General features: G+C 41.2%; 28 protein-coding genes, 1 tRNA gene and 1 riboswitch. Of the genes, 22 read left to right on the top strand and 7 right to left on the bottom strand.

Going from position 1 to position 24,973, the window contains the following annotated elements:
- Window positions 1-94: 94 nt before the first annotated feature.
- The 4 genes from BW986_RS13710 to BW986_RS13695 form a co-directional block, all read right to left on the bottom strand.
- On the bottom strand, window positions 95-409 hold the full coding sequence (locus tag BW986_RS13710; RefSeq protein ID WP_076368421.1) for a hypothetical protein: 315 nt from the start codon (window positions 407-409) through the stop codon (window positions 95-97).
- Window positions 410-934: 525 nt separating this feature from the next.
- Window positions 935-1,570 carry a hypothetical protein gene (locus BW986_RS13705; protein WP_076368420.1) on the bottom strand — a complete coding sequence of 212 codons (636 nt, stop codon included), beginning with the start codon at window positions 1,568-1,570 and terminating at the stop codon, window positions 935-937.
- Between the two features lie 123 nt (window positions 1,571-1,693).
- Window positions 1,694-2,005, bottom strand: coding sequence for a hypothetical protein (locus BW986_RS13700; protein WP_076368419.1), 312 nt, complete (start codon window positions 2,003-2,005; stop codon window positions 1,694-1,696).
- Window positions 1,992-2,309, bottom strand: a complete 318-nt coding sequence (locus tag BW986_RS13695; RefSeq protein ID WP_076368418.1) for a hypothetical protein — start codon at window positions 2,307-2,309, stop codon at window positions 1,992-1,994. Before BW986_RS13695 ends, BW986_RS13700 begins: the two co-directional genes overlap by 14 nt.
- Before the next feature lie 254 nt (window positions 2,310-2,563).
- Between BW986_RS13695 and BW986_RS13690 the strand changes: the two genes are divergently transcribed.
- Window positions 2,564-3,181 carry a hypothetical protein gene (locus BW986_RS13690; protein WP_076368417.1) on the top strand — a complete coding sequence of 206 codons (618 nt, stop codon included), beginning with the start codon at window positions 2,564-2,566 and terminating at the stop codon, window positions 3,179-3,181.
- Between the two features lie 268 nt (window positions 3,182-3,449).
- Here BW986_RS13690 and BW986_RS13685 read toward each other — a convergent pair whose 3' ends face one another.
- From BW986_RS13685 to BW986_RS13675, 3 genes are all read right to left on the bottom strand, one after another.
- Complete coding sequence (locus tag BW986_RS13685; protein WP_076368416.1) at window positions 3,450-4,715, bottom strand: hypothetical protein; 1,266 nt, start codon at window positions 4,713-4,715, stop codon at window positions 3,450-3,452.
- Between the two features lie 731 nt (window positions 4,716-5,446).
- Window positions 5,447-6,493 carry a tyrosine-type recombinase/integrase gene (locus BW986_RS13680; protein WP_076368415.1) on the bottom strand — a complete coding sequence of 349 codons (1,047 nt, stop codon included), beginning with the start codon at window positions 6,491-6,493 and terminating at the stop codon, window positions 5,447-5,449.
- Window positions 6,494-6,669: 176 nt separating this feature from the next.
- Window positions 6,670-6,743: transfer RNA gene (locus BW986_RS13675), tRNA-Arg, on the bottom strand.
- A 199-nt stretch (window positions 6,744-6,942) separates the two neighbouring features.
- Between BW986_RS13675 and BW986_RS13670 the strand changes: the two genes are divergently transcribed.
- From BW986_RS13670 to BW986_RS13570, 21 genes are all read left to right on the top strand, one after another.
- The gene (locus BW986_RS13670; protein WP_081395612.1) at window positions 6,943-7,821 is read left to right on the top strand and encodes a polysaccharide deacetylase family protein; all 879 of its coding nucleotides are present in this window, start codon (window positions 6,943-6,945) and stop codon (window positions 7,819-7,821) included.
- A gap of 88 nt (window positions 7,822-7,909) precedes the next feature.
- Window positions 7,910-8,082, top strand: a riboswitch (cobalamin riboswitch).
- A 174-nt stretch (window positions 8,083-8,256) separates the two neighbouring features.
- Window positions 8,257-9,228 (top strand): ABC transporter substrate-binding protein, encoded by a 972-nt coding sequence (locus tag BW986_RS13665; protein WP_076368548.1) that lies wholly within the window; start codon window positions 8,257-8,259, stop codon window positions 9,226-9,228.
- The gene (locus BW986_RS13660) at window positions 9,191-10,246 is read left to right on the top strand and encodes a FecCD family ABC transporter permease (RefSeq protein WP_076368413.1); all 1,056 of its coding nucleotides are present in this window, start codon (window positions 9,191-9,193) and stop codon (window positions 10,244-10,246) included. The genes BW986_RS13665 and BW986_RS13660 overlap by 38 nt, the downstream gene beginning before the upstream one ends.
- 6 nt (window positions 10,247-10,252) lie before the next feature.
- Window positions 10,253-11,725, top strand: a complete 1,473-nt coding sequence (locus BW986_RS13655) for a heme ABC transporter ATP-binding protein (RefSeq protein WP_076368412.1) — start codon at window positions 10,253-10,255, stop codon at window positions 11,723-11,725.
- On the top strand, window positions 11,722-12,687 hold the full coding sequence (gene cbiB, locus BW986_RS13650) for an adenosylcobinamide-phosphate synthase CbiB (protein ID WP_076368411.1): 966 nt from the start codon (window positions 11,722-11,724) through the stop codon (window positions 12,685-12,687). The genes BW986_RS13655 and cbiB overlap by 4 nt, the downstream gene beginning before the upstream one ends.
- Window positions 12,662-13,735 carry a threonine-phosphate decarboxylase CobD gene (gene cobD / locus BW986_RS13645; protein WP_076368410.1) on the top strand — a complete coding sequence of 358 codons (1,074 nt, stop codon included), beginning with the start codon at window positions 12,662-12,664 and terminating at the stop codon, window positions 13,733-13,735. Before cbiB ends, cobD begins: the two co-directional genes overlap by 26 nt.
- Window positions 13,708-14,283: a bifunctional adenosylcobinamide kinase/adenosylcobinamide-phosphate guanylyltransferase gene (locus tag BW986_RS13640; RefSeq protein ID WP_076368409.1), complete on the top strand. Its 576-nt coding sequence runs from the start codon at window positions 13,708-13,710 to the stop codon at window positions 14,281-14,283. Before cobD ends, BW986_RS13640 begins: the two co-directional genes overlap by 28 nt.
- Window positions 14,280-15,071, top strand: a complete 792-nt coding sequence (gene cobS / locus BW986_RS13635; protein WP_076368408.1) for an adenosylcobinamide-GDP ribazoletransferase — start codon at window positions 14,280-14,282, stop codon at window positions 15,069-15,071. The genes BW986_RS13640 and cobS overlap by 4 nt, the downstream gene beginning before the upstream one ends.
- On the top strand, window positions 15,029-15,646 hold the full coding sequence (locus BW986_RS13630; RefSeq protein ID WP_076368407.1) for a histidine phosphatase family protein: 618 nt from the start codon (window positions 15,029-15,031) through the stop codon (window positions 15,644-15,646). The genes cobS and BW986_RS13630 overlap by 43 nt, the downstream gene beginning before the upstream one ends.
- A complete protein-coding gene (locus BW986_RS13625) occupies window positions 15,562-16,026 on the top strand; it encodes a bifunctional adenosylcobinamide kinase/adenosylcobinamide-phosphate guanylyltransferase (RefSeq protein ID WP_260320850.1) in 465 nt (154 codons plus the stop codon). The genes BW986_RS13630 and BW986_RS13625 overlap by 85 nt, the downstream gene beginning before the upstream one ends.
- 14 nt (window positions 16,027-16,040) lie before the next feature.
- A complete protein-coding gene (locus BW986_RS13620) occupies window positions 16,041-16,625 on the top strand; it encodes a cob(I)yrinic acid a,c-diamide adenosyltransferase (protein ID WP_063234218.1) in 585 nt (194 codons plus the stop codon).
- A gap of 2 nt (window positions 16,626-16,627) precedes the next feature.
- On the top strand, window positions 16,628-17,122 hold the full coding sequence (locus tag BW986_RS13615) for an ECF transporter S component (protein WP_076368406.1): 495 nt from the start codon (window positions 16,628-16,630) through the stop codon (window positions 17,120-17,122).
- The gene (locus BW986_RS13610) at window positions 17,119-17,814 is read left to right on the top strand and encodes an ATP-binding protein (RefSeq protein WP_076368405.1); all 696 of its coding nucleotides are present in this window, start codon (window positions 17,119-17,121) and stop codon (window positions 17,812-17,814) included. The genes BW986_RS13615 and BW986_RS13610 overlap by 4 nt, the downstream gene beginning before the upstream one ends.
- 526 nt (window positions 17,815-18,340) lie before the next feature.
- Window positions 18,341-18,508 carry a GntT/GntP/DsdX family permease gene (locus tag BW986_RS31235; protein WP_397222299.1) on the top strand — a complete coding sequence of 56 codons (168 nt, stop codon included), beginning with the start codon at window positions 18,341-18,343 and terminating at the stop codon, window positions 18,506-18,508.
- A gap of 14 nt (window positions 18,509-18,522) precedes the next feature.
- Entirely contained in the window at window positions 18,523-18,639 is a 117-nt protein-coding gene (locus tag BW986_RS31230; RefSeq protein ID WP_397222297.1) for a GntT/GntP/DsdX family permease, read from the top strand.
- A gap of 22 nt (window positions 18,640-18,661) precedes the next feature.
- Entirely contained in the window at window positions 18,662-20,206 is a 1,545-nt protein-coding gene (gene gntK / locus BW986_RS13595) for a gluconokinase (protein ID WP_076368404.1), read from the top strand.
- A 97-nt stretch (window positions 20,207-20,303) separates the two neighbouring features.
- On the top strand, window positions 20,304-20,780 hold the full coding sequence (ybaK, locus tag BW986_RS13590) for a Cys-tRNA(Pro) deacylase (RefSeq protein WP_076368403.1): 477 nt from the start codon (window positions 20,304-20,306) through the stop codon (window positions 20,778-20,780).
- 88 nt (window positions 20,781-20,868) lie between these two features.
- On the top strand, window positions 20,869-21,987 hold the full coding sequence (locus tag BW986_RS13585; RefSeq protein ID WP_076368402.1) for a PRK06851 family protein: 1,119 nt from the start codon (window positions 20,869-20,871) through the stop codon (window positions 21,985-21,987).
- Window positions 21,988-22,153: 166 nt separating this feature from the next.
- Window positions 22,154-23,020, top strand: coding sequence for a Cof-type HAD-IIB family hydrolase (locus BW986_RS13580; protein WP_076368401.1), 867 nt, complete (start codon window positions 22,154-22,156; stop codon window positions 23,018-23,020).
- A 26-nt stretch (window positions 23,021-23,046) separates the two neighbouring features.
- Complete coding sequence (locus tag BW986_RS13575; RefSeq protein ID WP_076368400.1) at window positions 23,047-24,138, top strand: PQQ-dependent sugar dehydrogenase; 1,092 nt, start codon at window positions 23,047-23,049, stop codon at window positions 24,136-24,138.
- 403 nt (window positions 24,139-24,541) lie between these two features.
- Complete coding sequence (locus tag BW986_RS13570) at window positions 24,542-24,961, top strand: MarR family winged helix-turn-helix transcriptional regulator (RefSeq protein WP_076368399.1); 420 nt, start codon at window positions 24,542-24,544, stop codon at window positions 24,959-24,961.
- Window positions 24,962-24,973: the final 12 nt, after the last annotated feature.

Raw genomic sequence — 24,973 nt, 5'->3', positions numbered from 1 at the left:
ACACAAGGATAAGAGGGGGTGACACCCTGATACATAAGGATTGTTACATTGTGCATGGGTAAAATAAAAACACCCTAAAATGGGTGTCTATTTCTCACTGTACGGGTAATTCTAAGTTAATCTTACCGATTATATGCTTATTGTAATGAATCTTTATTTTCAGCTTTTCCTCTAATTCGTATTGTTCTTGGCTTTCTAAATTTTTCAAACTACTGGTGATCTCATTATAACCACTTTGAATTTTAAAATCTTCAATCGCCTTCTCGCCACTAAAATGAAAAATTATTTCTTGCAGGATAGTCTTCTTTGATTGCAGCATTTCTCTTTCATTGATGAAATTTTCCAAGCTACTTTGGTGTTCTTCATTCGCTTTCTCTAATTCCTGTTTCCATGTTTTTAAGTGTTCCATTTTCAATCCCCCCTTTTCTCCTACTTTAATTCGACAGGGAGGGCGTATTACCCTATAAAGTCCTAAGAATAATTTTCCTATCTATACAAAAATAACTAAAAACAGTATAATAGATTCATTCGCCGTAAACCAATAACCCAAAACCCAAATACAGAAAACATAAAAACATACAAACATACAGCTTCCTAAAATACATAGAATATTTTTTGTCCAAAAATACACAAGATATTTTATTAAATTTAGTCAGAGATTTATCGAATTCAGAGGGTGTCTGTACCCTTGGGGAAGGGGAGGTTAACATGAAAATTTCAGGTGAATTTGAAATTACTAGTGAGTACATATTGCTGCTTGCAGCTTTTATGCAACTTGCGGCGGAAATTGTGTCCTTTTTCTCGTAAGAGAGAAAGGGCATTTTTGTATTTATAACGCAATTTACGATATAGCGTAAAACATTCAGAACCATTTTTGATAGATAAATAAAAGTTAATTCCAAAAGCACCCGTGATTGGATGCTTCAGATAATTGCTATACTTTTACTTCATTTTCTTCATAGTGACTATACGATAACTCTTTATGAAACTCTTTCTTTAAGCGAATGATTTTATTCTGAATGAGTCTACTTTCTTTAGAAACAGTAGGCTTATCATAGACATGGTCTTCGAAAAGGTTTGTTAAAAGAGTATTCAAGTCTACAAAGATTTCTCGCACTTGATCCGATATCTCTTGAGATAAAAATAATTCGTTTTCCTCGAAGTACATGAGTGATTTTCTACAATTTATTAGTAAGTCCGTAAGTTTATCCCAAAGTTCTGTCTCCTGTTCCTTCGAAAGTTTAGTTAAATCATGAATCGTGTCTGGTTCCCAAGAATATCTCACCTCGGCTACTGCTAATAATTCGGTTATTTCAATACTTATAGAAAATACATGCTGATACAATTCGGGATACACAATATGTTTCTTTGTTGCATACGCTTCAAAATCGAATAGCTTTTTACTTATGTCATACTTAACTTTTTCAGACATAACAGTCAGTTCTTGTTTGTGATCTTCTAATTTTGTATTGAAATAGGAATCTATTTTCCTCTGAATAAGGTACTTTATTAAAAAGCCTAATCCTGCAATAACAGCAGTTAAGCTAAAGTATTTATAAATCCACTCCATAATGTCATTCCCCTTTTCACCTACTTAATTCGACAAAAAGGGACTATATTCCTGCAAATCAATTACATTAAAACACCATATAAAGCTAGATTAAATGCCTTATACGGCGTTTGAATAGAATAATTATAGGTTATTCTGTAAAGTCTTTTGTACTCTTTTTTTACTCTTTCCAATTTGTAACGCCTGTTTGTGTTCTTTGCTTAACGTCCGTTTTTTCTTCAAAAAACTCTTTGTAACAAGAGAATTTTCAACAGTAAACTTAATGCTAGTAGATTTACCCTCATATGATGTTAATACCTCTATTTTTTCTTTATTTAGAATAGGATTTTTTATAAAGGAATCAACGTGAGAGGGGACGCAGCTATAGAAAGTCCATGTCCCTTTTTTAGCGTCAAAAGTAATAACTGTTTCCTGTTCATCTTTATTGAATTTCACAGCCTGCACCTTCAAGCGTTCCAATAATAAAGTCAAATTCCTCAGGATCAAGTGTTAAAAGTTCGAACATACCGATTACTACTTTTGGAGATTTCTCATTAACTATTCTCAGCCTTTGGTTCACTAGTTTTTCATTTTTATCAACAAATATAGAATGCCAACCTTTGTCATCTAGTATCTCAATCTGTAAACGTGAAAATACAGTATCGTCACCGTTACTTCGAACTGAAGCTGTATAAGTATTAACCTTTTTAATCTCTCCTGAAAAAATAGTTCCGTTCTTAATAATCGTTTTTGTTTTCATTTTGTTTCCCTCCAAGTTTTATTGGACTTCTTAAAGCCCCTTATATTTACGTACTTGCAATTTGATTTCATTTTAGGACATTGTATAGAAAATAATTTATTAAAATCATAACTAAAAACAAAGATTGTTTATATTTGATCATCTTTCTTAAAGAAAAGGGCTATGTTAAAAAAGGGTTGAAAATGTAACCTATAATTGTAATTATGTGATGTATGCAATAATTCCGTTAAGAAAAAGAGAGGATTAAACTCACTATGAAAGCATCGCACGTTATAGTTATTTTATTTAGTGTTTTTCTGTGTTTAACTGGTTGTGAAAAATATGAAGTGGCTTCCTTAGATAAAGAAGAATTAGAAAAAGTGTCAGAACAATATCTGCAAGATTCTAATGCAACGGAAGAAGGCCAAATACGGCCGAAAATTGATTCCCTTTATTCGATTCCCAATACAAACCGAAAGATTGTTTTATTTAGAACGGAAAATAAAATATCCTGCAATAAATGCTATGGGTTCACTCAATTAAAAAATAAGGGGAAAAACAAGTATGAGTTTATGGGTGGGGCAGATATTTCCAACGATCCATTAACAGAAGGTTTTATTGAAATTGATAACAAGATGTACTTTGTAATGGTTGTCGATAATAAAAGTAAGAAGATAAACAAAGTTGTTATAAAACAAAAAGGTGTTTTCTCTCATAACTTTAAACCGAAAAAGAATCTTTCCGTTTCCTTAAAAGAAGTTGACAAGAAGACTTACAATAATTTCAATTCATTAAATTTAGAAATAACCTTTTTTGATAAAAACAATAAAAATTTTACTAAACTAGTGAAAAAGGAATTCCCAAACGACACTTGGGTAGGCATTGGAGGATGAATAGATCTAAACATAACTCGGCTAAAACCTCGTGTTCGGGTTTACACCCTCACTACTATAGATTAGATTCTTAGTGAAATCTGTTACTAGTGCCAAACAACATAGAGAGGGGTAGCCGTTCCTTGGCTATCCCTTGGAGTGTTGTTTGGAAATGTTTTATTATTTTAGTATCTTTCTTATAAGGGAATACTCGAAAAAACCAATGATGCCAAGGGTTTCATCGTTTGTTTGCTAGGTAGTGTCTAGCAAGGATTTAAAGAAATAATACCTAAATCTCGTTGTTTAAGTATTGTTCTAACAGTGTTCTCATTCGTATAGAAGGAATATAAACATTTATAGATTGTTCAGTACGAATACGGCTGCGAAACAGCCATTGAAGTAGTTCTGACAATGCGAATAACTTCACATCAACTTCTACATCATGTTTGCTAAAAAAGTTTTTTACCACAGGATTGGTATACCTGTTAGCTAAATAGATACATGTACTTTTATGCTGATACTCATTAGTAGCACGTGCATTTACACTGACAAAGTGATCTTTTAATCCTGATGGTGTAACCTTATCCTTAAACTCTTGGAAGGTAGTCCACATAACTTCTTCTGTAGGGACAGTGCATTTATGTCGATAGAAATTATAAGCACAGTTTCGGATAACCCGTTTTGTTTCAGTGTTCATAGTCTTTTTCTTTAAATCAGTGACACTAAATGAAGAATGTTTACTTCCAATTTTATTCATGTCCTTCTTATCTTTAGGTGATGGGTAATAAATGTTGATTAGGTTCTTTAAATGTGAACGGTTCTCTTCCTGATAGGGGATGTATGAAGTAAGTTTATATTCCTCATTTGTGCTTATTACAGATTTATAATTGTAATTGAGACCAAATAGATCAAAGTAAGCACGTTGAATTTGTCCATTAAACATATAAGTTAGGATAAAAACTTCCTCAAAACATTTAAAAGTTTCAACAGGAAACGTCCAATAAATCGCTATAGGTTCACTAGCATCATCTTCATACATCATAAGGTTGCCTGAATTAGCTAGATTACGGATTTTTTCGAAGTAACCCTGCTGATAGTCCACTTGTTCCCATGAAACAATCCCTTTTTTGTCCACTTCAATAACCTTATTCTGTATAAGCATTTTTAAATCATCTTTTGAAATTTTCACCTGTTCAATAACATCCATAACTTCATCCAAAATCAAAATGTAATTTTCCATATCTAAAAGATCAATAATTTCACTATCTACACGTTTGAATAATGAGTGAGTGGATACAATGTTTTCCCCGTCAGCGATAAGGCGTTTAATATCCTCTAGCTTTGTTTCACCAGCACTATCACCATCTGGCTGCTTAAATTCACGGTTAACAGAAGATAAGACCCGTTCCACTTCAGTTTTAAAAGGTGTAATGTAAATGAATTTTTGGGAATTTGCTGCTTCATTCATATACTGAATTGCCCAGCTAGTCTTTCCACTCCCCATAATTGAATCAACAATGTTAATGTTTTTTTGCGTTGGTATTTTCAATAACATATATAAACTTCCTTTTCATGTGTGTTTTGTAAGAGTTAACTTACTCTCTTATCTACTTGCGAATTTCACATGAATTAGGACATAACTTTAAGGAAGTAATCATAAATTTAAAGTAAGGTATGTTCTTTATTTTCTTGACTTTTGGTTTTGCCTTACTGCTGAATTAACCAGATTGTATAGGAAACATTGGACAAAAGAATGATTACCTTTATAGCACTTAAAAAAATTAAGTACTATAAAAGCAGCCATTCATTAACACTGAATTGAACCGAGTTGTTGAGGGTTCCACCGTATCACCTTGTTTGAACGTTGTACTTTCATACTCAACAGACTTTTTACACGTTATGCTTGTCCAACGTGCCGAATGTTATCGTTTGTCTGCTGCTACCTGCACCGTAATGCACCAAGCAACCAACCGAACCGTTAATGGTCGTTCTCACCTAGTAACCACCAGCAAACAAGGAAAGCTGTTAATGTGATTACGGCTGTATTTTCTGCATTGGCTACAACCAGTACCTTTCAAGGTTAGATTTACTTGCTATTAGTAGGCATTCCAGCAAGAGGACGACTAACAGGATGCCTTAAAAAAGACAATACTTAATACGCCTTGCATTAACGAATTTTTTTCGATAAGATGAAGGTAATTAACAGACTGATAGCTGTTCAGTTATTCAGTTTTATAGGTTGAGTTTTCTTGGCACAGTGCTGGTAACACTGTGTCTTTTTCTGTTTTAATGCTTGCTACGCTTCATATACTTTCTCACTGGTGAAAACTTAGAGTGCTGATCCTTGATGTGTACGTCATCCAATTGCACATATTTTCTTGTTGTTGTGATGTTAGAATGGTCAACTATCTTCTGTAAGGTGAATAAGTCACCACCATTCAAAATGTAATTACGAATAAACGTATGCCTGAATCTATGTGGATGTACTTTTGGTATTTCTAATGCAGTTCCAACTTTATGCAATCTCCTTCGGATTGTGTCACCAGTCAATGGTTCGCCATATGCATTCATAAAAAGTGTTTCATGGCTTCCAAAATAACCAATACATTCATCATGTAACTTTCTAATTTCACGCATTACATCACGGCTTACAGGGATATGGCGGCCTTTTCTGTTTTTATTTGCTTCGGGTGGGATGAAGATAGACGATTCTTTAAACTCAATATTTGTAATATGAATAGAAACGGCTTCATTGATTCTCATTCCTGTATCCAGCAAAAGAAGAACAAGGATTTTATCACGCCATTCACCATAATTACGTTCATTAAAGTAATTCAAAATCATAGTTACTTCTTCATCTGAAAAACCCTTTACTTCTTCTTCAGCATCCAGTTTAAGATTCTTGATATTCTTCATTGAGTTATCAGGCGTTATTCCTTCTTCAAACCAGAATTTACACATTGTTCGTAACGTACGTAACCTTATATTTATTGTGTTTACTGATAAAGTAGTGGTTTTCTCACGCTGTTCATCGCCTGCATAAGCCTTCTTATTTTTTGAAAAAGTGATATATTCTCTTATTAAAGAAGGGGATAGATCGCTAACGTTATTAAAAGACGGATGATAAACAGATAAGTATTCTGTTAAATACCTAATGTGCCGTACATATTCGCCTAATGTTCGCTGTCGGACACCTTCAGCAACTTTTGCACGTAGAAAAATATCTAAGGCTTCTTGCAGTGTGTATTCAATTGTGAAACTTTCCTTATTCTTACTGGTCAATTTTCGTTCCGTTAACGCTGTTCCACGCTGTTTAATAACGTGTTTTTTCATAAAAAAAAGCACCTCCAGACATAGAAAAGTAATAGTGAAATGGAATATCACTGTTTCCTACGTACAGAAGTGCTTTTATCCTACATGCAATTTACGGCTTTTACGGTCATACCAACAGAAAAAAACCCTGCTACAACACGGAGAAACCGCATTATAACAGGGCTTATAAACTTTAGCGTCCCAGATAGGAATCGAACCTACGACCTACAGCTTAGGAGGCTGTCGCTCTATCCTGCTGAGCTACTGGGACATATATTTAAGTCGACGACTTATTTATTATATTTCTTATAGGCAAACTTTTCAAGCTTATAGCACATACTTATGAAAAAAAATCTTCATGAATGCTCAGCGGGTCACTATGCCCTCGTGTTTTCCTATTAATTCATTAAATGGAATACTTTATTATTGAATAGTATTCTGATACTATTATGCTAGAAAAAATTAGGAGAATGATAGTGAAAAGATATAGAGTTTTATGGATGGTGGCATTGCTGGGAATTTTAATTTTACCAGGATGTTCACAAGGGATTTTAGAGGGGATAGGCATAAAGACGGCTGCACCGATTGCGGAAGATGACATTGAAGTGGTCGAAGCGGCCGAGAATGGGACCGGTCAGGATTTGGAAAGACAAATCGATACGGGAGACTGGATAACGGCCGAGTCCGCGGTCCAGCTTCCAATCTTGATGTATCACAGCATTTCTGAAGGGAATGGCCTTCGGGTTCCAATTGAGGAATTCCGATCACAGATGGCTTGGCTTCGGGAGAATGGTTACTATACATTATCCCCTGAAGAAGCATACCTCGTTTTAACCGAGAATCGGATGCCAAGTGAGAAGTGTGTCTGGCTTACTTTTGATGATGGCTATACAGATAACTACACGGAGGCTTTTCCGATATTAAAAGAAAATGATATGAAAGCAACTGTCTTCATGATCGGTAAGTCCATTGGTAAAGGTCATCACCTGACTGAAAATCAAATGCTGGAGATGAGCAGGAATGGGATTTCGATCGAAAGCCATACCATCAACCATTTGGAGCTGAACCGCATGACGGCAGTGCAGCAAGAAGCGGAAATGGTTCAGTCGAAGGAGCTATTCGACCGTATGCTCGACCAGGACACGACAGTGCTTTCCTATCCGGTTGGCCGGTATAATGAAGAGAGTCTAAGGCTGTCAGAAGAAGCGGGTTACAAGATGGCAGTCACTACCGAACCTGGGGGAGCTTCAAGGGACCAAGGGATGCATGCCCTGCATCGAGTTCGGATTTCACCCGGGTTATCAGTCGATGGGTTTGCGTCACTGATTGAAAATTCTTCAAAACATTAAAGACGGACGGGTCATTTCGAACTTGTTCAGAAAAATCATATAATAATCGATTCTTACATGGTGTATAATGAAGGCAGTGAAAATTATATACATAAGAACGATTTGGTGTCTTAATGACTTAAAAGGGAAGTTGGTGAAATGCCAGCGCGGTCCCGCCACTGTATATGGGAGCTGACGGCTGTGTACCACTGTATGAGATATGGGAAGGTGCCGTTGACGATGACCATGAGCCAGGAGACCTGCCAGAATTCGTACACCTGTAACCTACGCGGATGGGAAGGTGTGTGGCAGACCCTAAGAAAGAGTCCGTAATGATATTGTTGCCATACAAGCACCTTCCGTTTAACGGGAGGTGCTTTTTGTTTTGGGGGCATCTTCCAACAATGCGTTTTCTTTATTGAGGTGGGAAGAAATTAAATGAAAAGATTGTGGGGAATGAAAATGAAGAAGATTTTTGGTCTGATACTGTTGATGATGCTTACTGCAGGATTGATGGTTGGCTGCAGTGACGCTACTGACGAAGGAAAAGAAAAGAAGCAAACGAATCATGCTCAACACGAAGCTTTCCCGATTACGATTAAAGATGCAACTGGGGAAAAAGTAACGATAGAACAAAAACCGAAGAAAATCGTTTCGTTGATACCAAGTAATACGGAAGTGGTCTTTGCACTTGGTTTGGGTAAAAGGGTCGTTGGTGTATCCGACAATGATAATTACCCGGAAGAAACGAAAGAAATTGAAAAAGTTGGCGGAATGGAAATGAACACGGAGCTGATTGTCTCCATGAAACCTGATCTTGTTCTGGCGCATGCATCAAGTGCCCATAATTCAAATGAGGGTTTACAGCAACTTAAGGATGCTGGAATAGATGTCCTTGTAGTCAATGATGCTCAAAGCTTTGACCAAGTCTATGAGTCTATTGAAATGATTGGACAGGCAACGGGAGAACATGATAAGGCAGAAGATATCGTTACGGATATGAAAACGAAGCTCAAGGATATCCAGGAAAAGGCCAAATCCGTAAAGGAAGCGGATAGGAAGACCGTTTTAGTGGAAGTTTCACCTTCACCGGATATATACACACCTGGAAAAAATACTTTCATGAATGAGATGCTTAACATTATTTCAGCGGATAATGCTGCTGCTGAATTGGACGGATGGGCAAAAATTGATGAAGAGTCGATGATTGCTGCAAATCCGGATGTCATCATTACAACGTATGGTTACTATACGAAAGATTCAGTGAGTGAAGTGACGGGCCGAAAAGGATGGCAAGACGTAAATGCTATTAAGAATGGCCAAGTCTTTGATGTCCATTCAGACTTGGTTACCCGTTCCGGTCCACGTTTAATAGAGGGAGTAGAGGAACTTGCCAAATCAGTCTATCCGAACCAATTTGACAACTAAATGGGCGTTTGCTTATTTGATTGCGTTGTTCATTTTGTTATTCGCAATGACGATAGGCATTTCCTTTGGTTCGGTGCCAGTACCGATTCCCGTACTTATACAAATAATCGGCAAGGAGATTTTCCATTTGCCGATTTCTGCTGATCCGGATGTGATGCTTACGAATATCGTGATGAACATCCGCTTGCCGCGCGTATTGCTTGCGGGTTTGGTCGGGGCATCACTTGCGATTGCGGGTGCGGCTTTTCAGGGACTGCTCCGGAACCCGCTCGCTGATCCTTACACATTGGGTATTTCATCAGGAGCATCGGTCGGCGCCGTATTGACAATATTCTTGAATATTTCACTGCCGTTCATCGGTTTATATACTCTTCCGGCATTGAGCATCTTATGCTCAGTGCTCACGATGCTTTGCGTACTGACTTTTGCAAAAAAAATGGATCGGTCGATGAAAGTGGAAACGATCATTTTAACGGGAATCATTTTCAGCTCATTTTTAAGTGCCTTCATTTCATTGATGATTGCGCTGACGGGTGATGAATTAAGACAAATCATCGGCTGGCTGATGGGAAGCGTTTCAATGCGCGGATGGAATTACATTGCAATCATTTTGCCGTTTTTTATCATTGGATCATTGATTTTGATCATGAATACAAGTGAATTGAATGCGATGACTTTCGGGGAAGACCGGGCAAAACACTTAGGTGTGAATGTTAAGCGGCGGAAAATGTGGATCTTGATAGCCGGTTCGACATTGACAGGGGCAGCCGTTGCCGTTTCAGGGGCGATTGGCTTTGTAGGATTGGTCATTCCTCATTTTGTCCGAAAGATTTGGGGACCTGACCATAAACATCTACTTCCGTTGTCATTGTTGGTAGGAAGCGGATTCTTAATATTGGCGGATTTTGTGGCACGAACGATCATTGCCCCATCGGAACTGCCGATCGGAGTGATCACCTCACTTATCGGGGCACCTGCATTTGCGCTGATTTTATTAAAGAGACGGAGAGAAGGGTAAAAACGAATGCTTGAAGTAAGAGGGTTAACAGGTGGATATCATAACAAAGCTGTTTTGGACTCTGTCTCTTTTGATGTACATAAAGGGGAATTATTCGGGATTCTTGGTCCAAATGGCAGCGGAAAAACGACGCTTTTAAGCATGCTTAGCGGGGTGCTCGATTATAAAGGCGGAAGCGTACGGATAAGAGGTAGGGATTTGAAGGATTATTCGTCAAAACAACTTGCACAGGTCATTGCTGTGCTCCCTCAACATTCCTCATTAGCTTTCTCCTATACAGTAAAAGAGACAGTTTCACTTGGGCGATATGCCCATCAATCAGGCTGGTTCCATAGTTGGTCCGCGGAAGATGAATCGATTGTCCAACGAGTTATGGAACAAACGGGAGTAGCTGATTTTCAGGATCTTCATTTTGAACGATTATCAGGAGGGGAGAGACAAAGGGTCTTGCTGGCACAGGCACTTGCCCAAGAGCCGGAAATCCTTTTTTTGGATGAACCTACGAACCATTTGGATCTCTCCTATCAAAAAGATCTTCTTGATCTAATGAGGAAAATGGCAAAAGAGCAGAAGTTGACCGTTATTTCAATTTTTCATGATTTGAATTTGGCTGGATTATATTGTGATCGGCTTATGTTGCTTGAGAAAGGGCAGATTCAGGTTGTTGATGTGCCGAACGAAGTGCTCCAACAGGAACGGATTCAGGATGTATATCATACGACGATCGAAAAACATCCACATCCCGCCCTTCCGAAACCGCAGATGTTCATCGTTCCGGAAAAGCATGGCCATGATACGATCCCATTGGAAATCGATGGTTCCTATTTGACAGTCGGTCCTGAGATGATTCAATTGGATTCCCCGATCCCGCTTAGAACGATGTCTTCTGGAGTGACTGGTTCAGGGACGGGCTGGCATAAATATTTTGTGAATAGGCACGTCCATCATGGCTATGATTGCGAGGATCATCATGTTGAAATGGCCGACTATTTAAAGACTCATGGTTTTGAACCTCAGGAAACGGTAGGGATGATGACAGCTGTCTTTCTAGATACGGTTGCTTTCAAGCTATTAAGAGCTGAAGATTTCTCGGTTTTCATCATCGTGACGGCTGGTGTAGGGAATGCCATCGACGCTTCCTTAGCTGACCGGCATTTTTGGAGTTCCGCTCCAGGAACGATAAATACTTGGATATTCGTAAATGGGCATTTGGCAGAAGAGGCTTTCATCCACAGCATAGTTACTGCGACCGAGGCAAAAGTAAAAGCCCTTCATGACTTGCATGTCATGGATAAGGTGACAAATACATGTGCAACAGGAACATCGACAGACAGCATTTTGATTGCGGCAACTCAAAGGGGGGCAAGGCTTCAATATGCAGGCACCATCACTCCGTTAGGGAAGCTGATCAGCCGCGGTGTATATGATTGTACAGTGGAAGCATTAAAGAATACTTGGAAACGGATTGAGGATTTATGATTTATCATCATCTTTTTGCAGTTACGCTGGCGTTTTTCCTTGATCTATTAATTGGTGATCCGCCAAATTGGCCTCATCCAGTCAAATGGATAGGAACGATGATAAGCAAATTGGATCTGGCATTCAATAGAGGGGCATATAAGAAACGGAATGGACTCTTCATGTTGATCATCGTCTTATCGGTAGTGTTATTGATTACTGGTCTTACCGTCTATTTGGCCTATTGGATCCATCCGCTTGCAGGCATCCTTTGGGAAGCTGTTGTCATTTCCACTACGATAGCTCAAAAGGGCTTGAAGCAAGCTGGGATGGATGTTTGCCTTCCGCTTAATGAACGGGATTTTCCTGAAGCGAGGCTAAAGCTTTCCTATATCGTGGGCCGTGATACTGCTGATCTTGATGAATCCGAAATAGTCAGGGGAACCGTGGAAACCGTAGCGGAAAATACCAGTGATGGGATCACGGCACCGATGTTTTGGGCAGCATTTGGCGGTGCGCCGCTTGCGATGATGTACAGGGCGATTAATACCTGCGATTCCATGGTAGGGTACAAAAATGATAAATATGGGCAATTCGGCTGGGCTTCAGCCAAGCTCGATGATATCGTCAACTGGATTCCCAGCCGCCTCACCGGATTCCTGATGTTGCTGAGCTCGAAATCCGGCCATCATGGACCTGGTGCCAGATGGAAGATATTATTCAATGACGCAAAAAAACATCCAAGCCCGAATAGCGGGTGGTGTGAAGCAGGCGTTGCTGCCATTTTGGGAATACAGCTTGGAGGCCGGAATATGTACAAAGGAATTGTTTCCAACCGTGCGAGGATGGGAGTTCCGCTTGTTCGATTGGAAGCAAAACATATACCAAAAACGATTACCATCATGCATCGGTCATCTTTTCTATTTCTACTGATGCTATGGCTAGGGGGACTTATTCTTGACATTACCTTCTCATGGCTCTAATCCTCATTATCTTTACGAAGCGCTGGAAATCGAAATGCCTGAATCGGTTCTCGACTTCAGTGCTAACATCAACCCTTTGGGTCCGCCTTTACGCATAAAGGAACAGTGGTCTGGTTTTTTCGAAGGAATCCTTCAATACCCTGATCCTCATGCCATTGAACTGACAAAATCAATTGCAAAAAAAGAAGGGCTTCCTGAGCAATCCGTTTTGATGGGGAACGGTGGTGCTGAAATAATCATGTTGGTAGCGAACGGATTAGCCAATCAAAGAGTGCTAATCATTCAGCCGGCATTTGCAGAATATGCAGAAGCTTGTTTGGCAGCCGGAAGTAAGGTCGATTTTCACCAGCTTGATGCTCCTGAGTGGCAATTGGACTTGGATCGATTGATTCCCCGATTACCCGAATATGATGCAATTTTCTTATGTACACCTAATAATCCGACCGGTGTTTCATTTAAGCGGGATGCAGTTAGGGAATTGATCATTGAATGCCAAAAAGCGGACTGCCTGGTAGTCCTGGATGAAGCTTTTTATGATTTTACGGAGGATGCCTTTAGTTATGCTTCTTTAATCAATGAATTTCCACATTTACTCATTCTGAGATCAATGACTAAAATCTTTGCAATTCCGGGTTTGAGACTGGGCTATTTGCTTGCGGCACCTGAGATCATAAAACGGGTAAGAAATTATAAACCGCATTGGAGCGTCAACCATGTGGCACTTGAAGTGGGGAAAATCTGTCTTGCAGAAGAAGCCTATATGAGAGAGACAAGAGACTATATTGCCTTACAAAAGCAAAAACTATTCCGGTTTTATAAGGATCAAGGGCTGAATGTCTCCGATAGTACAGTCAATTTTTATTTGGTGAAAGATGAATCCTTATCCCTTTTCCCCTTTTTGCTGAAAAAAGGAATCGTACCGCGTCATACCTATAATTTTCCCGGCTTGGATGGAAGGTGGCTTCGGTTTGCAGTGAAGAGTGAACATGATAACGAAGCACTGATGGAGGGGGTAAGACAGTGGAGAAAGCAAGGCTCTGTTTTATAACCGGGGGTGTCCGTTCCGGAAAAAGCAGCTTCGCAGAAAGAAAAGCCCTGGAGTATGCACTCCAAACGGATGGGAACTTGCATTACCTCGCCTGTGGCCGAATCAGTGATGTGGAGATGGGTGAACGCATCCTTAGGCACCGGAAAGATAGAGAAAGCAGCCCGATTGCATGGAAAACTTCCGAATACGCAACGGATATTACAAGGATAGGGGAGGACATTGATCAGGATTCCATCATTCTGCTCGATTGTCTGACAACCCTGCTTGATAACGAACTATTTGGCCCAGGTATTCCGCTTGAAGAAGAATTTTTAGATAGCGTTTTTTCAAAAATAATAACCGGAATCAATGAGATTAGAAAACAATCCAGCTGTTTAATAGTCGTGAGCAATGAATTGGTGCAGGAACCGATTTTCCATGATGCTTTCCTTCATATATACGGAAAAACACTGGGCCAGCTTCATCAAACAATCGTCGGGCAGGCCGAAGAAGCCTATCTTGTAGAAGCGGGAATTCCATTGCGGAAGAAAGGGTGCATGCAGGAATGAGCGGAGTGATCGGATTTTTAATTAACCTGCAGTTCTTTACGGTTTTTCCAATAAAGAAGCAGCTTCCGATGGAGAAAAAATATATTCACCGTGCCATTCAAACCTTTCCATTGGTAGGTCTTTTGCTAGGCTTGATACTGGGCGGTGTTTTGTATGCGCTCGTGGAATGGACCCCATTGTCATCGCTTGCGATTGCCTTTTTCCTTTGGTTTTTGACGATGGCATTAACGGGAGGTTTGCATCTCGATGGCTGGATCGATGCAAGTGATGCTTTTTTTTCCTATCAGGATAAAGAGCGGCGATTGGAAATCATGAAGGATTCCAGGACAGGTGCATTCGGTGTCATCTCCGTCATAGTCCTATTGGCAGCCCGGTTTCTATTTATCTATGAAATTGTCGAAAGGGTTAATGAATGGACATACTTCTTGATCATTGCCCTTCCCCTCTTAAGCAAATGCGTGATGGGTTATTTGCTCATCCGGATGCCGCTGGCTAAAAAAGAGGGTCTCGGTGCCTTTTTTCAAAGTGCAGTAAAGAAAAGCAGTTTGCCCATTTATTGGCTGTACCTCCTTGTGAGTCTGGCGATTGCCTGGATCATCGATTTTAAGCTTGTCACCTTATTTTTCATCATGTGTCTGGCTGCGGTGTTTTTCCTGGTTTATATAAAACGTAAAACCGTCAGTTGGTTCGGTGGGATAACGGGGGATGTACTGGGGGCATCCGTGGAAGGGGTTGAGCTTTGGTTATGGCTGATATTGTGGCTATTACACTACTTCGCCATGGGCTGACGGAAGCAAATGAGCGAAAGGCCTATTTAGGCTGGACGGATTCCCCATTAAGCGTCAAAGGAGAAAAGGAAATACTGGAATTAAGAGGCTCTTACCCAAAGTATGAAAAAATTCACAGCAGTGATTTGCCCCGCTGTGTGGAAACTGTGCGACTGCTGTTTCCACATGCAGTTCCGGTCAAAAATCCTTTGTTCCGTGAAATGAACTTCGGCAGTTGGGAAGGTCGGACGTATCAAGAGTTGAAGACAGATCGGGATTATCTTAATTGGTTGGAACGTCCCATGGAGGCCCTTGTGCCTGGGGGTGAAAGCTATCCGGCATTTTCCAAGCGTGTGAATGATGGCTGGAGCCATTTGATTGCCTGTAAGGAGAACCGAATTGCCCTAATGACGCATGGAGGGGTAATTCGTGATTTATTGGTCCGCTATGCCCCGATGGAAAAGTCCTTTTTTGATTGGGGAATTTCCCATGGCAGGGGATATGAGCTGATATGGGAAGACCGGGAAAGCTTAAGGAGGGGAGAACGCTGCACTTTGTTACAGGAGGCGCCTATAATGGGAAAACTAAATGGGTAAAGCAATTGTATGGTTTGGAAAATGATGTCCTTTGGCTATCCGGTTATCGAAAAGAACAGCCGGAATTGATTGATTTTCAAGGCAAGACTGTTGTATTGCAAGGGTTGGAAGCATGGATTCAACAAGATGCAGAAAAGATGGATTCAGATTCGATTCGAAAAAGATGGAAGGAAATCATGGCTGATTGGCGAATATGGGAGAAAGAAAAGGATGAACACAATTGCATTGTGATCGGTTCTGACATTTCCAAAGGCATTGTCCCGATCGAAGCAAGAGATCGCAGATGGCGCGATGCCTGCGGATGGGTCTTTCAAGATGTAGCAACCATATCCAGTCGCGTTGATATCATTTGGTATGGAATTAACCAGCGAATAAAGTAGAGGAGGCAATTGGGATGAAAATCTATACACGTACAGGGGATAAGGGACAAACAAGCGTAATCGGAGGTCGGCTTGATAAGGATGACATCCGGGTTGAATCTTATGGAACGGTCGATGAAGTGAATAGCTATATCGGTCTTGCTGTGACAGAATTGGATTCAGCGATATTTACGGATGTACTGGCCGATCTAGAGAAGATCCAGCATGAGTTGTTTGATTGCGGCGGTGATTTGGCAACCGTTTCTGAGAAGGCCCCGCAAAAGCTGACGGAGGAGGCCATTACCTATTTGGAAGAACGAATAGATGCCTTCATACTTGAAGCGCCGGAATTGGAAAAGTTTATCCTGCCTGGCGGCTCAAAAGCGGCTGCAACTATTCACATCGCCCGTACTGTTACAAGAAGGGCGGAACGATTGGTCGTTTCATTGATCAAGTCTGGTGCGGCCGTTTCACCATTATCACTTCAATATTTAAATCGTTTGTCGGATTACTTCTTTGCCGTTGCACGTGTGATCAACTTCCGTCTTGGTGTGAAAGATGTGGAATATATCCGCAGCGCAAATGTATTCCGTGGAGGGAAAAGAAAGGAAAAAGAGTAAACATGGATGTAAGAAAAATTAGTGCAATTGCCATATTCATTGCCTTATCGGCGGTGGGGGCAATGATTAAAATCCCTTCCCCGATCGGGAGTATCGCCTTGGATAGTTTTCCGGCCCTTTTGGCGGCTGTCATACTTGGCCCGGTATCGGGTGCTATTGTAGCTGGGCTTGGTCATATCATTTCAGCGTTATTCGGCGGCATGCCACTTGGGCCATTCCACTTTTTGATCATGGTCGAAATGGCGGTCCTGACATGGATGTTTAGCATTTTATATATAAGCGGAAAAAAAATAGGCGGATTTTTCCTCTTCTTTATCGGTAATGCCTTCGTTTTAGCCCTGCCTTTCGCATTTCTGATCAGCCCTGGTTTTTACACGTTATTGGTTCCGGGATTGACGGCAGCGACGGCGGTAAATGTAGTATTGGCTGGCCTTTTACTGCCACGCTTGGAGCCTGTCTTGAAAAAAATGATTTTTAAAGATGGACTCGCAGAATGAGTGATTCATTGATTTTACCATTTTCCGAATCAGATTCATTGATTGTTTCAAGTGATAATAGCGGCGGAATCGGCCTGAAGGAAAAAGATCTTGTCCATGTCCCTTATGAGGTCGTTGGATATTATTCCTTTCGGGTTGCCGTCATGGAATGTTTGGGCGTTGGCGGGAGCCCAGTATCCGTCGTTCTAAATAATTTCTGCGGTGATCAAGCATGGGAGGACTTGACCAAGGGTGTCAGGAAGGGGCTGAATGAATTGGGAATGGAGGATCTCTCCATTACAGGAAGCACTGAAAGTAACATGCCGCTTCTTCAATCAGCACTTGGTCTTATGGTGATTGGTAAACGAGCGAATAAATATGTTAAAAAGCAGTACCCTTTACGGAAAATAGCTCTGATCGGCAGGCCGCTCGTTGGAGAAGAAGTAATGGAACAGCAAGATTGGATCGCGCCGTTATCTTTATATAAAAGCCTATGTGAAATGGAAGGTGTTCAGGCACTTCCAGTAGGCTCAAAAGGGATAGCATATGAATGGGAGCACCTGGAACAAAGTGGTGAAGGTGTTTCTGTGCATATAAGCAATAAAGTCGATATTGCAAAATCATCAGGACCATCCACCTGCTTCCTCATTGCTTATCCTGAACAACTTGAGGAAGAAATCAAGCACCGATCCGGTCCTCTTTTTATTGGCTAATGATCATTTCATGACTGAATCAGGTATCGAGTTTAGTTCACAATGAACTGGTTCGATGCTTTTTTCATTGAGATCTTACCTTTATGGATTTGTTGATTTATGCGCTTCATTCATGGCCAAAGTAAAATGGCACCCATTTGCGTTACTTCTCGCCTCCGTACGTATGGATATTCAGGATGTTGCAGATGCTGTTCAGACAGGGGTAGGTAATCATTTTGGTTAGATAGCACTTATTGTCGGTTTAGGTACCATGCATGGAAAGGCGATGGCCGAGTCGGTAAAAATCAGGATTCTCAAGTTAGCTGGACCCATTTCAGGTTCCTGCAATCTAAAAGAATGGATGTACAAGCACCCGAGGGGCTAGCGGATCAATTCTCCAATATGCATAACCGTGAGCACCCAGGTTTCGGCATTACCTTGATCGCGATTTTAATGCCCGGTCTTATTAATGTTGATCGGGGCTTTCAGTGCTGTGTTTGGGTGAAGATTCAATATTGAATGATTGGATTGCCTTCATTGAGAGCCTATCATAGCCCTCATGGTTTCCGTGGTGGTTCCATCCTTTACATTAGGTTGCGCTAGAGGTTTTAATAAAGTAGAACTAAGCCAATTCATGGCCGCCTGTCTCGCCCCAACTGAATCCATCATCTTGATTATTGGAGCCGGCGGTGCATTTAAAAATGAATTGGGGTGAAGTCAGGATTTTGGATGATTAAAGAGCTTCTTAATCTAACAGGCGCCCAAACGTTAAAGTCTTGGACTATGGAAACGATTAAGTCAGTCGTTTCACTTATCCTAATCTTACTATTGAGTTCAATTGTTTAAGAGAAAGGAGCATGATGTAAATATGGGACAATCAGGTTATATGATGGGGATCGATATTGGCACGACAAGTACGAAGGTCGTTCTTTTTTCAAAAGGGGGGGAGGTTGTCCAATCTTGTTCGAGAGGATATCCTCTTCACAGTCCAACTCCTTCCGTTGCGGAACAAGATCCCGAGGAAATTTATAAAGCGGTCATCATTGCAATAGGCGAGGTTATGATTGCAAGCGGAATAGAAAAGCAAGAACTGGGCTTCATTTCTTTCAGTTCGGCGATGCATAGCTTGATCGCAATTGGTAAAGACGGCAACCCGCTGACGAATAGCATTACATGGGCGGATAATCGAAGTGTTGCCTATGCGGAGAAATTGAAGGCTTCGGAACAGGGGGGGCAATTGTATCACAGAACTGGAACACCCATTCACCCAATGTCGCCAATCACGAAAGTAATGTGGTTAAGAAATGAACATCCCGGGATTTTTAACGAAACGGAAAAATTTATAGGAATTAAAGAATACATCATCTATAAATTTTTCAATGAGTATGTGATGGATTATTCACTCGCTTCTGCAACGGGCATGTTCAACTTGAATGACCTGAAGTGGGATGAAGAGGCACTCACCATCGCTGGAATTGGGGCTGACAAGCTGCCGACGCTTGTCCCTACAACGCATATCCTCTCAGGATTAAGTGAGGAATTGGCTGCAAAAATGAACATTCACGCCGGTACCCCGTTTGTGATTGGCGCGAGTGATGGCGTGCTTGCCAACTTAGGGCAAAACGCAATCAAGCCAGGGGTTCTGGCAGTGACAATCGGAACAAGCGGAGCGGTAAGGACCGTCAGTGACCGGCCGCTTACCGATCCCAAAGGCAGGACATTCTGCTATGCACTTACTGAGAATCATTGGGTAATCGGAGGACCGGTCAACAATGGGGGAATCACCTTCCGATGGGCCCGCGATCAATTGGGCCGTGTGGAAATCGAAAAAGCGAAGGCTTCGGGACAGGACTCCTATGAGATTCTGACGGATATGGCTTCCAATATTGCACCTGGTTCTGATGGGTTGATATTCCACCCGTATATGGCAGGGGAACGGGCACCATTATGGAGTGCCGATGCAAGGGGCTCCTTCTTTGGACTGGCGCTTCATCACACTCGTGACCATATGGTCCGGGCAGTGCTGGAGGGTGTGATGTATAACTTGTACAGTGTCCTTATTGCTGTAAAGGAGTTGACTGGTGCTCCCGAGAAGATTCATGCAAGCGGCGGATTTGTCCGTTCGAAGCTCTGGCGCCAAATCATGGCTGATATATTCAATCAAAACGTGACCATTCCTGAAAGCTTTGAGAGTTCGAGCTTAGGTGCCGCCGTTCTAGGATTATACGCATTAGGCGAAATCGAAAGCCTTGATGAGGTTGAGGGAATGGTTGGCGAAACGAATGAACTTGTCCCGATCGAAGAGAACGTTAAAGTGTATGAAGAATTAATGTCGATTTATTTATCCGTAAGCAGGCAATTGGAGGGCGACTACAAGAGGATCGCTGATTTCCAAAGGCGCCATTTAGAATAATTTTTAGGGAAAGCACAGATGAATAAGCACTGTGCTTTTCTTTTTGCCCGGTCTTTAAAATGGTAAGATGGTAGAAAACGATAAGGGGAATTTTCTTATGGGAGCCAGTAAAACGAATGCAATGCGGATTCTTGATAACAAACGTATAGAGTATGGCATGATGAGTTATGATGCCCGCGATGGAAAAATCGACGGGGCCACTGTTGCGGACAAGATTGGAAAAGCGCCGGAAACCGTTTTTAAAACGCTTGTTACCCATAACGGACCGCAGCAGCTTTACGTATTTGTCATCCCTGTAGCAGCCGAACTGGACTTGAAAAAAGCAGCGAAGGCCGCAGGGGCAAAAAAAATTGAAATGCTTGCGGTTAAAGATCTGCAAAAATACACAGGGTACATTCGGGGAGGCTGTTCCCCGATCGGAATGAAAAGGCAATACCCGACCTTTATCGATGAAAGTGCAACAAACCTGCCCGAAATCATCGTAAGTGGAGGGAAAATCGGTACACAGATCGTATTAAAACCGTCAGAATTCCTGGAAGTCACACAAGCGGAAGCTGTAGCCCTAATAAAATAAAATGTTTGCCTTTAGGTATTCACCTATTGGGTCTTTTTTTCATACGCTGTCTTGAAGTTACATCTGTATTGTGAGGGAGAGTGTGAAAGTGACAGGAAAAGTGATGAATTATTTTGCTGGAGGCAATACGGCTAAAGGTTTTTATAGTTTATATGATTCCAATCTAAAAGGTCTGGAAAGATTATTCATATTAAAAGGCGGACCTGGTTCCGGTAAATCGACGATTATGAAAAAAATCGGCCAAGAATGGCTGGATAAAGGCTATGACATCGAGTATTTACATTGTTCGTCCGATAATGATTCCATTGATGGAGTAATCATACCGGCTTTGAAAATCGGGATTGTGGATGGGACCGCGCCGCATGTGATTGAACCGAAGGCACCAGGGGCCATTGAGGAGTATGTCAATCTAGGAGCTGCCTGGGATTCCCAGCAGCTGGCTTCTGAAAGAGCGGCCATCATAAAGTTGACGAATGCGAGAAGCAAGAGCTTCGAGAAGGCATATGCCCTATTCGCTGAAGCATTGAAGATACATGATGAATGGGAAGACATTTATAAGGCAAATATTGATTTCGCAAAATTGAATGGGTTGACCAATAAATTGATAGAAAGCTTTTATAGAGATATCGTCCTTAATAAGAAGTCGGATGTTCGTCACCGATTCTTAGGTGCAGCTACACCAACGGGTGCAGTTGATTTCATCCCCAATATTACTGAGGGAATACAAAAACGGTACTTTTTAAAGGGACGTCCAGGTTCAGGAAAATCAACGTTGCTGAAGAAGATTGCAAAGGCTGCGGAGCAAAGAGGCTTTGATGTGGAAATATATCATTGTGGTTTCGATCCGCATAGCTTGGACATGGTAATCGTCCGGGAGGTTGGAATCGCCATATTTGACAGCACATCCCCGCATGAATATTTCCCGAGTTGTGGAGGGGATGAAATCATTGATATATATAAAACAGCCATCCTGCCAGGAACAGATGAAATATATGCCGAACAGTTAAAGGATGTTTCCACTAGGTACCGGACGAAAATGAATGAAGCGACGGCTAACCTGGCTAAGGCAAAAGAGCTGCATGACGAACTTGAAAAGATTTATGTAAAAGCAATGGATTTTACAGCCATCGATGACATTCAAAAAGACATCCACGAACAGATTAATGAACGGGCCCAAGATGTCGATAGGAAAACGATTCTACATTAAGAAAACAAACTGCACCTATCTTAATTAGGTGCAGTTTTTTTATATACATAATGGGATTTTTTAATGACTGAAGTCACACCAAGAATTTATACGGATTTGTTAAACGTGTTTATCCACGATCTTTCGGTTAAAATAGGGATTATATTGAAAAAAGGGGCCGATTGAATTGATAAAGACGATTGCGATTGATATGGACGGAACATTGCTAAACAAAATGCAAAAGGTCAGTGAGGAAAATAAACATGCCATCCAGAAGGCGCAAAGCAAGGGTGTGGAAGTGATCATCGCTACGGGAAGATCTTATGTGGAAGCTAGGTTCGCCTTGGATGAAGCTGGAATTGTTTGCCCTGTCATCTGTGTAAATGGTGCTGCCATCTTCACGGAGGACGGAAAAATTGCCGCTTCCAATCCAATGTCAGCTGCCACTGCTAAAATGGTCGCTGAATTCCTCGAAGAACAAGGGATTTATTTCGAAATATATACGAGTCAGGGGATTTATTCCAAAGACTATGAAAATGCAATATCTGTTTTGGTTGATGTATTCGTTACAGCGAATCCTGACATTGACCCTGAGAACATGCGGAAATATGCAGAGCAGCGTTTACAGCTTGGACAGGTAACTTCCATTTCCGATTATTCCGAGTTATTCAGCCGTTCAAATGAGGAATATTATAAAATTCTCAGCTTCTCAAAGGATTTAACTTTATTAAATCAAATTGCTTCGAAATTGGAAGGACAGGGAGTTACAGTCACTTCATCGGGACGCGAAAACGTGGAAATCATGAGTGAAACAGCTCAAAAAGGTACGGCACTTGAAACATATGTGAATGGAAAATCCGGCTCGATGCAGGAAACAATGGCTATTGGGGATAATTATAATGATGTATCCATGTTTGAACGGGTAGGTTTGTCTGTCGCAATGGGAAATGCCCCGCTCGAAATTAAAAAACTGTGTGATGAAGTAACAGGTAAGAATGATGAAGCCGGTGTCGCGGAGGCCATTTTAAAGGTACTAAAACAGTCAGCCTATTAAACTCATGAACCGAAGGGGGAAAGACTTTGATAAAATCGCTCCTTTTTTTCCTTATGGCTACACTGATTTTAACTGGTTGTAACATGAATGGCGACAGCAAAACACAGCCGAATCCTGAAAAAGAAGTGACGGACACTTTAGGGGAAGATCCGGATGTGCTGATAACGAACCTGCATGCCCCATGGTCGATCCAGAAGAATGGGGACACAATGTATGTGTCAGAACGGGCAGGAACCATCGTTGAATGGGACAAGGATAAGATGACACGGCAAAGGGTCAACCTTAAAAAGACATTGTCAGCTAAAGCGGAAGCTGGGTTGCTTGGATTTTTGCTAGCTCCCGATTTCTCTAAGAGCGGGCAAGCTTTCGCCTATTATACCTATGAAGAAGGCGGGGATTCGATCAATCGAATCGTCATTTTAGAAAAAAATGATGATAAATGGCAGGAGATGGAGACCTTAATCGACGGAATACCAAGCGGGGACTACCACCATGGCGGCAGGATCAAGATAGGACCGGATGATAAGCTATACGCAACAACAGGCGATGCAAGAAAGGCTGAAATCGCACAGGACCTAGATTCTTTAGGCGGAAAAATTCTGCGCATGAACCTGGATGGCACCATTCCGAAAGATAATCCTTTCGGGAATTCATACGTCTATTCATACGGTCACCGCAATCCACAAGGTCTGGCCTGGAATGAAGCAGGACAGTTATATGAAAGTGAGCACGGAGATTCGGCACACGATGAATTAAATAAAATTGATCCGGGTAAGAACTATGGCTGGCCAGATATAGAGGGCGATGAGCAAAAACCTGATATGGTAAAGCCCTTAATTCAATCCGGTGAAAATACATGGGCTCCATCTGGCATGGCCTATTTTGACGGAAAGCTCTATTTTGCAGTCTTAAGGGGCGAAGCGCTTAAGAGTTATGATGAAAAAAGCGGAAAACTGACTAATATCATTACGGGCTCAGGAAGGATACGTGATGTATTCGTTGATGAAGGATATCTTTATTTCATAAGCAATAATACGGACGGCCGAGGAAATCCCGATGAAAAGGATGATAAACTTTATCGTTTGCCACTATCTAGGTTAAAAGGAAATATGCCCTGAAGTTATCAATGAGAAGCTCGGAGATGGATTTGATCGAATATCGGAAGCCTCGCTTTTTAATAGCGGGGTTTTCCTTTTGTTTATGGACTCGAAGCATAGATCATGAAGAGCATGACATGGTCCCGATTTGCCCCATACGATTTCGCCAAATTCACGGGTATTCGCTCAAAATTCACTAGTAACGCCCAGACTCACGAGTATTTGCTCCAAATACACAGTATTTTCCCCAAACTCCCAAGTTAAAAGCACGAACCTCCTGAAAAGTGTATTTTTTGTCCTCGAAGCAATGTAGAAGCAAAGAAACACGTGTGCATACGGTTTATATTCGTTCATCCGAAAGCTAGACATTTCTAATGAATAGGTGTATAGTTACCTAGGTAACTACTTTTCAGGAGGAATTCCTTTGTCCTTTAATAATGGTTTTTTTCATCATAACTTACAATTTTCGAGGTCATTTACCAAAAAGTTAAATGAACAATTGGCCAAGGTTGATCTTTTTCATTCACAATGGTCGATTGTATATTATCTGAAACAGTTTGGCTGTTCTACGCTTGTTGAAATAAGCACATATCTAGATGTGGAGAAACCGACGGTAACCAGGACGGTAAACCGGTTGGAAGAACTTGATTTGATTGAACAAGTACCAGGAAAAGATAAGCGGGAACGGAGAATACAGTTAACGGAGTCAGGTTTAAGGACTTATCACGAGGCCAAAAAGGTAGTTGAAGAATTTGAACTTCAATTAATGAGCGGTTTGGCTGAAGAGGATCGGGAGGCAACGTTACGAACGTTGATTTTCCTGAAGGAAAAATTAAAACAATAGTAAGGAAGAAGG

Origin of the sequence: Peribacillus simplex, from assembly GCF_900156045.1 — a bacterium.
GTDB classification, from domain to species: Bacteria; Bacillota; Bacilli; order Bacillales; family DSM-1321; genus Peribacillus; species Peribacillus simplex_D.
This window is presented reverse-complemented; position numbering and strand designations above follow the sequence as displayed.

Excerpts from the sequence above, each read along its gene's own strand:
- BW986_RS13685 (WP_076368416.1), bottom strand. The coding sequence starts at position 4,715 with ATGTTATTGAAAATACCAACGCAAAAAAACATTAACATTGTTGATTCA.
- BW986_RS13630 (WP_076368407.1), top strand. The coding sequence starts at position 15,029 with ATGGCTGATATTGTGGCTATTACACTACTTCGCCATGGGCTGACGGAA.
- cobS (WP_076368408.1), top strand. The coding sequence starts at position 14,280 with ATGAGCGGAGTGATCGGATTTTTAATTAACCTGCAGTTCTTTACGGTT.
- BW986_RS13695 (WP_076368418.1), bottom strand. The coding sequence starts at position 2,309 with ATGAAAACAAAAACGATTATTAAGAACGGAACTATTTTTTCAGGAGAG.
- BW986_RS13710 (WP_076368421.1), bottom strand. The coding sequence starts at position 409 with ATGGAACACTTAAAAACATGGAAACAGGAATTAGAGAAAGCGAATGAA.
- BW986_RS31230 (WP_397222297.1), top strand. The coding sequence starts at position 18,523 with ATGATTAAAGAGCTTCTTAATCTAACAGGCGCCCAAACGTTAAAGTCT.
- BW986_RS13620 (WP_063234218.1), top strand. The coding sequence starts at position 16,041 with ATGAAAATCTATACACGTACAGGGGATAAGGGACAAACAAGCGTAATC.
- BW986_RS13655 (WP_076368412.1), top strand. The coding sequence starts at position 10,253 with ATGCTTGAAGTAAGAGGGTTAACAGGTGGATATCATAACAAAGCTGTT.
- BW986_RS13690 (WP_076368417.1), top strand. The coding sequence starts at position 2,564 with ATGAAAGCATCGCACGTTATAGTTATTTTATTTAGTGTTTTTCTGTGT.
- BW986_RS13705 (WP_076368420.1), bottom strand. The coding sequence starts at position 1,570 with ATGGAGTGGATTTATAAATACTTTAGCTTAACTGCTGTTATTGCAGGA.
- BW986_RS13670 (WP_081395612.1), top strand. The coding sequence starts at position 6,943 with ATGATAGTGAAAAGATATAGAGTTTTATGGATGGTGGCATTGCTGGGA.
- gntK (WP_076368404.1), top strand. The coding sequence starts at position 18,662 with ATGGGACAATCAGGTTATATGATGGGGATCGATATTGGCACGACAAGT.
- ybaK (WP_076368403.1), top strand. The coding sequence starts at position 20,304 with ATGGGAGCCAGTAAAACGAATGCAATGCGGATTCTTGATAACAAACGT.
- BW986_RS13615 (WP_076368406.1), top strand. The coding sequence starts at position 16,628 with ATGGATGTAAGAAAAATTAGTGCAATTGCCATATTCATTGCCTTATCG.
- BW986_RS13665 (WP_076368548.1), top strand. The coding sequence starts at position 8,257 with ATGAAAATGAAGAAGATTTTTGGTCTGATACTGTTGATGATGCTTACT.
- cbiB (WP_076368411.1), top strand. The coding sequence starts at position 11,722 with ATGATTTATCATCATCTTTTTGCAGTTACGCTGGCGTTTTTCCTTGAT.
- BW986_RS13610 (WP_076368405.1), top strand. The coding sequence starts at position 17,119 with ATGAGTGATTCATTGATTTTACCATTTTCCGAATCAGATTCATTGATT.
- BW986_RS13680 (WP_076368415.1), bottom strand. The coding sequence starts at position 6,493 with ATGAAAAAACACGTTATTAAACAGCGTGGAACAGCGTTAACGGAACGA.
- BW986_RS13625 (WP_260320850.1), top strand. The coding sequence starts at position 15,562 with ATGGGAAGACCGGGAAAGCTTAAGGAGGGGAGAACGCTGCACTTTGTT.